At 62.8% G+C, this 9246-nt stretch carries 10 protein-coding genes; 1 reads left to right on the forward strand and 9 read right to left on the reverse strand.

Features of this window, described 5'->3' with window-relative positions; all coding sequences use genetic code 11:
- Window positions 1–55: 55 nt before the first annotated feature.
- The 7 genes from rseP to NKI49_RS31125 all read right to left on the reverse strand — a co-directional run bounded on the left by rseP (window position 56) and on the right by NKI49_RS31125 (window position 6086).
- Window positions 56–1198, reverse strand: a complete 1143-nt coding sequence (gene rseP / locus NKI49_RS31095; protein ID WP_352606378.1) for an RIP metalloprotease RseP — start codon at window positions 1196–1198, stop codon at window positions 56–58.
- Between the two features lie 106 nt (window positions 1199–1304).
- Window positions 1305–2120 carry a phosphatidate cytidylyltransferase gene (locus NKI49_RS31100; protein ID WP_352606380.1) on the reverse strand — a complete coding sequence of 272 codons (816 nt, stop codon included), beginning with the start codon at window positions 2118–2120 and terminating at the stop codon, window positions 1305–1307.
- Complete coding sequence (locus NKI49_RS31105) at window positions 2117–2851, reverse strand: isoprenyl transferase (protein WP_502899597.1); 735 nt, start codon at window positions 2849–2851, stop codon at window positions 2117–2119. Before NKI49_RS31105 ends, NKI49_RS31100 begins: the two co-directional genes overlap by 4 nt.
- 32 nt (window positions 2852–2883) lie before the next feature.
- The gene (frr, locus tag NKI49_RS31110; protein WP_027025101.1) at window positions 2884–3438 is read right to left on the reverse strand and encodes a ribosome recycling factor; all 555 of its coding nucleotides are present in this window, start codon (window positions 3436–3438) and stop codon (window positions 2884–2886) included.
- 110 nt (window positions 3439–3548) lie between these two features.
- Entirely contained in the window at window positions 3549–4271 is a 723-nt protein-coding gene (gene pyrH / locus NKI49_RS31115; protein WP_027025102.1) for a UMP kinase, read from the reverse strand.
- Between the two features lie 131 nt (window positions 4272–4402).
- Complete coding sequence (locus tag NKI49_RS31120; protein ID WP_352606383.1) at window positions 4403–5512, reverse strand: aldo/keto reductase; 1110 nt, start codon at window positions 5510–5512, stop codon at window positions 4403–4405.
- Window positions 5513–5549: 37 nt separating this feature from the next.
- A complete protein-coding gene (locus tag NKI49_RS31125) occupies window positions 5550–6086 on the reverse strand; it encodes a nuclear transport factor 2 family protein (RefSeq protein ID WP_352606385.1) in 537 nt (178 codons plus the stop codon).
- Between the two features lie 114 nt (window positions 6087–6200).
- Here NKI49_RS31125 and NKI49_RS31130 point away from each other — a divergent pair, with 114 nt between their 5' ends.
- Window positions 6201–7121 carry a LysR substrate-binding domain-containing protein gene (locus tag NKI49_RS31130; protein ID WP_352606387.1) on the forward strand — a complete coding sequence of 307 codons (921 nt, stop codon included), beginning with the start codon at window positions 6201–6203 and terminating at the stop codon, window positions 7119–7121.
- A 35-nt stretch (window positions 7122–7156) separates the two neighbouring features.
- Here NKI49_RS31130 and tsf read toward each other — a convergent pair whose 3' ends face one another.
- Window positions 7157–8077 (reverse strand): translation elongation factor Ts, encoded by a 921-nt coding sequence (tsf, locus tag NKI49_RS31135; protein ID WP_352606389.1) that lies wholly within the window; start codon window positions 8075–8077, stop codon window positions 7157–7159.
- 108 nt (window positions 8078–8185) lie between these two features.
- Complete coding sequence (rpsB, locus tag NKI49_RS31140) at window positions 8186–8968, reverse strand: 30S ribosomal protein S2 (protein ID WP_352606391.1); 783 nt, start codon at window positions 8966–8968, stop codon at window positions 8186–8188.
- Window positions 8969–9246: the final 278 nt, after the last annotated feature.

The following is a 9246-nucleotide window of genomic DNA, read 5'->3' on the forward strand; positions in this document are numbered from 1 at the left end:
CATGGTAAACGGCGTCTCAACATCGACCATGCCAAAGCCAAATTTCTTCATGATTTCAGCATCCAAACAGATCGTTCCAGAAAACGAACCCCATGAAGCACAGCACCAGAAGCAAACCGGCCCGATAGGCCATTTCCATCATCCGTTCCGACACCGGCCGGCGGATGACGGCCTCAACCCCGTAGAACAACAGATGACCGCCGTCGAGGGGGGGAATCGGCAAAAGGTTCAGAATACCGATCCCTACGGACAGCAGCGCAACGAGCTGCACCAGCCATTCGAATCCGAGTTTCGCCGCCCTGCCGGCCATGTCGGCGATCTTGACCGGACCGCCCAGCTGGCATTTGTCCTCACGACCGACAACGAAACGCTGCAGAAACTGTCCGGTGCGCTGGATGACGTGCCCGGTTTCCTCGACCGCCGCCGCAACCGCCCCCACAGGAGTGTAGGTGATGAGACGGGGCTGGCCGAGTTCCTTGTTGTTGACGACACCGATCACGGCGACCTTGACCTTGTTGCCGAGTGCGTCCTCCTGCTCCATCAGGCGCGGCGTCGCGGTCACCGTGACTTCCTTGCCGTCACGCAGCATGACGAAGGTGATGGTATCGCCGCCGCGGCCTGAAACCAGCCGCTGGACATCGCCGAAGGTCAGGACCTTGCTGCCGTCGACGCTGACGAATCGGTCGCCGGGCAGGATGCCGGCCTTCGCCGCCGGACTGTCGGCGGTGACTTCCGCCACCATCGGCTCCGCCACGTAACGGCCATAGGCCGAAAACAGCACAGCGAAGACGACGATCGTCAGCAGGAAATTGAACAGCGGCCCGGCCACCACCGTCGCCGCGCGCTTCCAGATCGGTTGCGTATGGAAGGCGACCTTGCGCTCCTCGTCGGTCAGTGTCTCGAGTTCTTCCGAACTGGGCTGGCTGGAGGTGGCGTTCATGTCGCCGACGAATTTGACGTAGCCGCCAAGCGGTATGGCACAAAGCTTCCAGCGCGTACCGTGGCGGTCGTTGAAGCCGTAAAGTTCGGGGCCGAAGCCGATCGAGAAGGCCTTCACGCCTATGCCGCACCAGCGGCCAACGAGATAATGGCCCATTTCGTGGACGAATACGACCACGGTAAGCACAAAGAGGAAAGGCACGAGCGTGCCGAGGACAAAGCCTTCTGTGCTGAAAAGCGCGTGAAGAATCTCGTTCAAGACAAACCTCAAATCCTTCCACGGCGCAGGGATAGCGCCGTGACTGTGACATCAATCCGGGCGAATCCAAGGCGCGCAGCGCCTCGGCGCCCTGAAATGCCACGACTCAAACAGGAAACAGCCCATGTGCCGGGTGATCGGCGCCCGCCAAAATCCAGCCGATGACGTATAGGGCGAAAGCCGCCGCGACAAGCCCATCGACACGGTCCATGACGCCGCCATGGCCAGGAATGATCGCGCCCGAATCTTTGCGGTCGTGCCGGCGCTTCACCCATGATTCGAACAGGTCGCCGGCCTGGGCGACAATCGACAGCACGAGCGCCACAAGGCCGAGCAGCGCCAGATTGCCGGAACCGGCAATGGCGGCCAGGACGAGCCCCGCGACGACGCCGCCAACGGCACCGCCAAGCGCGCCGCTGCGCGTCTTCCCGGGCGAAATCGACGGCGCCAGTTTCGGACCGCCGACGGCACGTCCAACGAAATAGGCGAAAATGTCGGTTGCCCACACCACAGCGAACAGGAACAGGATGGCGACGAGGCCCGAATGGTCGCCGTCCCGCAGCAGGGCGAGCGACAGACCGGACACACTGGCATAGGCAAGACCGCTGGCGTCCCATTGCCCGGTCCTGCGGACCATGGCGGCAATCGCCGTTGTGGCGACCAGAATCACGACAAGCGGCAGCAGCCAGGATGCCGAAAGGCCGGCGATCAAGGCGCCGATGAAGACCACGGCCAGCGCTTCCGGCAGGAAACCGAGGCCCGGGACCCCGGCCGGACGCGACATGCGTGTCCACTCATAAAAGATCACCGCCGACATGACGGCGCACAGCAATCGGAAGGGCAGACCGCCGAGCCAGGTCAGGCCAAGGGCGACGACGGCGAGCACCACCGCGGAAACGACGCGAAGTTGGAGATTGCTCATCCCGCTGCCGGCCGCGAAGCGACGTCTTGCGGGTCCAATCCGCCGAAGCGGCGTTCGCGGCCGGCAAATTCGCGCAAAGCCTCGGCAAGGTGCTCACGGCTGAAGTCCGGCCAGTAGCAAGGCAGGAAGACGAGCTCGCTATAGGCAGCTTGCCACAGCAGGAAGTTGGAAAGCCGAAGCTCGCCGCTGGTGCGTATGACCAGTTCCGGATCGGGAATGCCCTGAGTGTCGAGAGCGCCGGCAAAGCTTTCGGCTGATATCGCCTCGCTGTCGAGCTCGCCACGCGCCACGGCCGAGGCAAGCTTGCGCGCCGTGCGCACGATCTCGTCGCGTCCGCCATAGTTGAAGGCGATCACCAGCGTCAGTGCTTCATTGCCCGATGTCAGCGATTCGGCCTCGTCGAGCAGTCCTCTGATATCGGGCTGCAGCCCTGCCCTGTCGCCGATGATCCTGACGCGCACGCCGCTCTGGTGCAGTTCGGCAAGATCGCGGCGGATGAACAGCTTCAACAGCCCCATCAGGTCGCTGACTTCGGACTTCGGCCGCGACCAGTTTTCCGACGAGAAGGCATAGACGGTCAGGAAGGAAATGCCGAGGCCGGGTGCCGCGCGCACCGTCTTGCGCAGCGCCTCGACCCCAGCCCGATGACCGGCAAGCCTCGGCAGGCCGCGCGCCTTGGCCCAGCGTCCGTTTCCATCCATGATGATCGCGACATGCGCGGGCGTTGCCATGATCTCGCTTTCGGATCGGCCTATGGCCAACCCTAAACCTGCATGATTTCGGCTTCCTTTTCGGAAAGCAGATGGTCGATGGTGCTGATCGTCTCGTCGGTGAGCTTCTGGACCTGGTCCGAACGCTTGCGCTGATCGTCCTCGCTGATGTCTCCGTCCTTCTCCGCCTTTTTCAGGAAGTCCATGCCGTCGCGGCGCACATGGCGCGCGGCGATGCGGGCGTTCTCGGCGTAGCCGTGCGAGATCTTGACCAGTTCCTTGCGGCGTTGCTCGTTGAGTTCAGGCAGCGGAATTCTGAGATTGGTGCCATCGACGATCGGGTTGAAGCCGAGATTGGATTCACGGATGGCGCGGTCGACCGCGCCGACCATGGACTTGTCCCAGACCGACACCGAAATCATCCGCGGCTCCGGCACCGAGACATTGGCCACCTGGTTGATCGGCATGGAGGTGCCATAGGCCTGCACCTGGATCGCGTCGAGCAGATTGCTGGAGGCGCGACCGGTCCGCAGCGAAGCTAGATCGTGCTTGAACGCCGCGATCGCCCCGTCCATGCGCCGTTTGAGATCGTCGTACTCACCACTCATCTTAGTCTCCTCGACCCGTCTGACGCGGGTTCACTGCTTCAGGGCGCCGCCCCACGTTCGAGCCTGGTTTTCGAAAGCCGGTTTTCCCGTTTTCGGGACCAGGCCCCGGCTCAATCGTCAGCGACGACCGTGCAGCGGCCGCCGCCCCTTAGAATATCGCCGAAACCACCCTTTTCGTGGATCGAATAGACGATTATCGGAATGTTATTTTCGCGCGCAAGTGCAATCGCTGCCGTATCCATGATGGAAAGACCGCGATTTATGACTTCGGCGTGGCTGATGCGCTCGAAACGTGTCGCATGCGGGTCCTTTTTCGGGTCGGCCGAATAGACGCCATCGACCTGGGTGCCCTTGAACAGCGCGTCGGCACCGATCTCGGCCGCGCGAAGCGCCGCCGCCGAATCGGTGGTGAAGAACGGATTGCCGGTGCCGCCGGCAAAGATCACGACCTTGCCCTGGTTCATGTAGGCCGTCGCCTGGCGCTGCGAAAAGCTCTCGCAAAGCTCGGGCATGGCAATCGCCGAAAGCACCACGGCGTCGACGCCGATCTTGTTCAGCGATGTGCGCAGTGCCAGCGAGTTGATGACCGTGGCAAGCATGCCCATGTGGTCGCCGGTGACGCGGTCACCGCCCTTGGAGGCAACGGCCACGCCACGAAAGATATTTCCGCCGCCGATGACGACGCCAACCTCGATGCCCAATGCGCGGGCTTCGGCGATGTCGGCGGCGATGCGATCCACCACCGAAACGTCGATGCCGAAATGCTGTTCGCCCATCAACGCTTCGCCCGACGCTTTCAACAAGACACGTCGGTAGAGGGGCTTCACCGTCATCTGGTCCTCGTCATTTTGCGTGGCGCATCCTGGCCGGCATTCGTAACGCGCCGTCCCAAAAACACTGGGTTCCGATACACGAAGGGCGCCGCGATGTCACGCGGCGCCCGTGCAGGAAATTCCCGGATTGGTCAGCTTGTGGACACGCTGGCGGATTCGCCCTCGACAAGCACCGGCGACGTATAGCCGGAGGGCTTGTCGCCGGTTACCGCGCCGCCGGTGACGCGCGCTTGTATCTCCGATCCGAAATGTGAATAGGGAAATGGTGCCGGAATGCTGCTGACAAGATCCAGCCGTTCGCGAAGCGCGGCGGGGATCTCGAAATCCAGCGCACCAAGATTGTCCCGCATCTGGGCTGGTGTCGTCGCTCCAAGGATGACGGTAGCGACGCCCGGCTGTGTCGCCACCCAGTTGAGCGCAACCTGGGGCATGCTGCGGGCAAGATCCGATGCGACCTTCTCAAGTTCGGCCACGATAGCCCAATTGCGCTGCGTGAACTTCTGGAATCCCGGATGCGTCGAGTTGCGGAAGCCGTCGAGCCGCCCGGCATTTCCTGTCTGCGTTGGTCGATATTTGCCGCTGAGCAAACCACTGGCCAACGGGCTCCAGACCATGATGCCGGCGCCATGGCGCGTGCCGAAAGGCACGAACTCGTGCTCGATCGCGCGCTCGGCCAACGAATATTCGAGCTGCAAAGCCGAGACCGGCTCGTAGCCGCGCAGCTCGGCGATCGCCTGCGCCCGTCCCGCATACCATGCCGGCACGTCGGACAGGCCGACATGACGCACCTTGCCCATCCGCACCAGGTCATCGAGCGTGCGCATGACCTCTTCGGCCGGCGTCAGCCTATCCCAGATATGCAAGAGATAGAGGTCGATATAGTCGGTGCCCAAGCGCTTCAGCGACGCATCGACCGCCCGCATGATGTTCTTGCGGCCGTTGCCGCCCGCATTCGGATTGCCGGGCTGCATGTTCATGGCGAACTTGCTGGCGATTACCGCCTTGTCGCGCAGCCCGCGCTCGGCGATGAATTCACCAAGCCAGGCTTCGGCAGTGCCGCCGGTGTAGAGGTCCGCTGTATCGAAGAAATTGCCGCCAGCCTCGACATAGGCGTCGAACATTTCCCGCGCGGCCTGCTTTTCGGCGCCCCAGCCCCACTCCGTTCCGAAGGTCATGGTGCCGAGTGCCAGGCGCGTGACGCGCAATCCGCTGTTGCCGAGCGTATAATAGGACATGGTCATGATCGTCTCCCGATAATTGGTGATGAACGCCGCGGCGTCACTGTCCAGGGGTCGTCTTGACCCACGGATTGCCGCGCTCATGCGTCATGCGGAACGTGAAGCCGTCCACCTTCCAGCTGGCGCCGGAACGCGTCAGATGGTGCTCGTAGGTGCCCCAGACTTCCCAGAGCGGGTCGCCATTGCCTTCCATCCGGTTCCAGGCATAGCCGTTCGAAAGGACAGTCGCCGTGTCCGCCTCGATAACGACCTGATGATTGGTGCGCAGATGCAGGCTTGTCTTGCTGCCCTTGAGGTTCCCGGCCCAGGCACCGATCAGATCGTCGGAGGCGATATTGGCCGCGGGCTGTCCCGACAGGCTGCTGAAATCAGCGGTGACCCGATCCGCGAAATAGCTGCGGGCGAGCTTCCAGTCCTGTGCGTCGACGGCGCGGTCGATGCCGTCGGCGATACGGATGACGGCACGCTCGTCAGCGAGCGCCTGCCAGTCGGGTGTCTCAAATGTCGCGGCGCCCCCGGCATCGACCGGCGCCAGGGCAATGCCTGCCGCGAAGGTGACGTGCTTCAACGCATTCATGTGTCTTCTCCTTGTGCATCGGCCCACCGCCCGTGTGCTGGCGACAATGTGGGCCAGCGCGCAGCCATCGATAAGATTGCGTTGTTCGCAAGGACTGTGCGATATCCTTCATGAATGGATCGAGATCTTCTTAGCCATCTGCCAGTGGTGGTCGCCGTTGCCCGGCGGGGCGGCTTCGCGCTTGCCGCGGCCGAACTCGGCATGAGTCCTTCCGCGGTCAGCCATGCCGTACGGCAGGTGGAGGAGCGCATCGGTCAGCCGTTGTTCGCGCGCACGACGCGCAGCGTTTCACTAACGGAAGCTGGAAAGGCGCTGGTGGAGACGGCGGCCCCTGCCCTTCAGGACATTAGCGAGCGGATGGATCGGATCCGTGCGATCAAGGGCAAGCCATCTGGCCTGCTCAAGATCAATGTTTCCAACATCGCTATCCCGTTGGCGGTGACGCCCGTGGTCGCAGCAATGGCCGAGCGGTATCCCGATGTGACGGTGGAGCTGTTCACCGATCAACGGCTTGTCGACATTGTCGGCGAAGGTTTCGACGCCGGCATCCGGTTGGGTGAGATGATCGCGCAGGACATGGTCACGGTCCGGCTGACGCCGCCCTTTCACGCCGTGATCGTTGCCTCCCCCGCCTATCTCGGACGGCATGGCCGTCCGCGCGATGTGGCCGACCTCGCGAACCACAACTGCATCGGTTACCGGCTGGTTCGGTCCGGAGCGCTCTACCGCTGGGACCTGAGCGAGAACGGCAAGGATCTCGTCGTCGAGACGCGCGGCACCACCATCGTTACCGATTCGCTTGCCGCCATCGATCTCGCTCTTGCGGGATTGGGCCTTGCCTATGTCTTCGAGCCGCTGGTGCGCGCGGACCTTGCCGCTGGCCGCCTCGTCCAGGTCCTGCCGCAAACGGCGATCGAGGAACCTGGACTGTTCCTCTACTTTCCGCGGCGGGCGGCGATGGCGCCGAAACTCAGGGCCTTTATCGATACCGCAAACGAAATCGGCCGGGCGTCCCTGCGGACGCCCGGCCGATAAATCCAGTCGGAAGGATAGAGCGCCCGAAGGCGACCTTACTTCTTGACCGCCGCCGCGACTTCCGCCGCAAAATCGGTCGCTTCCTTCTCGATGCCTTCGCCCAGCGCGAAGCGCAGATAGGCGGATATCTTGGCCGGAGCGCCGATATCCTTCTCCGCATCCTTCAGCGCCTTCTCGACAGTGATGTCGGGATTGAGCACGAAAGCCTGCTTCAGGAGCACGACCTCTTCATAGAACTTGCGCAAGCGGCCCTCGACCATCTTCTCGATGATCGCTTCCGGTTTGCCCGACTGGCGCGCCTGGTCGGCGAAGATCGCCTTCTCGCGCTCGACCGCTGCCGGATCGAGCTCTTCGGTCGTCAGCGCCATCGGGTTGGTGGCGGCGACATGCATGGCCACCTGGCGGGCAAACGCGTTGGCCGCATGCTCGTTGCCCGTGGTCTCGATGGCAACCAGCACACCGAGCTTGCCAAGGCCGTCGGCAACCGCGTTGTGGACGTAGGTGGCGACCGCCCCGTGCGGAACGGTGAGCTTGGCCGAGCGGCGGAAGCCCAGGTTCTCGCCGATCGTGCCGACGGCGTCCTTGATGGCCTCGGTAACCGACTTGTCGGAGCCCGGATACTTGGCGGCGGCAACCGCCTCGGTCGTGCCATAGGCGAGCGCAACCTTGGCCACGTTGGCGACGATTTCCTGGAAAGCCCCGTTGCGGGCCACGAAGTCGGTCTCGGAATTGACCTCGACGACCGCGGCCTCGCGGACGCCGGAATCGACACCGATCAGACCTTCGGCGGCGGTGCGGCCGGCCTTCTTGTCGGCCTTGGAAATGCCCTTCTTGCGCAACCAGTCGACGGCTTCTTGCATGTTGCCGTTGGTCTCGTTCAACGCCGCCTTGCAGTCCATCATGCCCGCGCCGGTCAAGTCGCGGAGTTCTTTGACCTGTGCAGCCGAAATGCTCATTGTCGCCTCTTTGTTTCAAATGCGCCGACGCACCATCGAATCTCGACGGTGCGTCCGTTTAACGCGCAAAATATGAGAAAGATGAAGGCCGTGGTCCGGCCTTCGCTATCACGCTTCCGGAGCTTGCGCCGCCGGAGTTTCGTCGAGAGCCGGCTCGACCGGAGCTTCCACCGAGGCACCGACATCGACGCCGAGCGCGCCCTGCTGGCGAGCGATGCCGTCGATTGCCGCCTTGGCGATCAGGTCGCAGTACAGCTGGATGGCGCGCGCCGCGTCATCATTGCCGGGGATCGGGAAATCGATCTTGTCCGGATCGCAGTTCGAATCGATGATGGCGACGACCGGGATGCCGAGCCGCTTGGCCTCGAGGATGGCGATCGCTTCCTTGTTGGTGTCGATCACGAACATCAGGTCGGGCGTCGAGCCCATGTCCTTGATGCCGCCCAGCGCCTTGTCGAGCTTCTCGCGCTCGCGGTCGAGGTTCAGGCGCTCTTTCTTGGTCAGGCCCTGGGCCTCGCCGGCCAGCATCTCGTCGAGCTTGCGCAGGCGCTGGATCGAGTTCGAGATCGTCTTCCAGTTGGTCAGCATGCCGCCGAGCCAACGCGAATTGACATAGTACTGGGCCGAACGCTGGGCCGCGTCGGCGACGATGTCCGACGCCTGGCGCTTGGTGCCGACGAACAGCACGCGGCCGCCCTTGGCGACGGTATCGGAAACCTGCTTCAGCGCCTGGTGCAGCAAAGGCACCGTCTGCGAGAGGTCGATGATGTGGATGTTGTTGCGGGCGCCATAGATGTAAGGCGCCATCTTCGGGTTCCAGCGGTGGGTCTGGTGGCCGAAGTGAATGCCAGCTTCCAAAAGCTGGCGCATGCTGAAATCAGGCAGAGCCATTCTCATTTTCCTTTCCGGTTAGCCTCCACGGACACAGGCATTTCTGGACGAAGTCCTCGAACGCCACCGGAGGTTTCAGCCGGATTTCTCCCGGCAGACACCAAAGTCCGTGTGTGGAATGAGCGCGCATATAGAGGGGAAGCGCGACAAACGCAAGCCGTGAGGTGCTTCACCGCACGGTTGGGAATTCAGGTTAACGGAGATTTTCGGGCATTTTGCATTGACGTTCGGGTGTGATTCGCTGGGTGCTGTGATTCGGTTGGGAGCACTGCGATGGA

Origin of the sequence: Mesorhizobium sp. M0587 (assembly GCF_040320945.1) — a bacterium.
GTDB lineage: Bacteria > Pseudomonadota > Alphaproteobacteria > Rhizobiales > Rhizobiaceae > Mesorhizobium.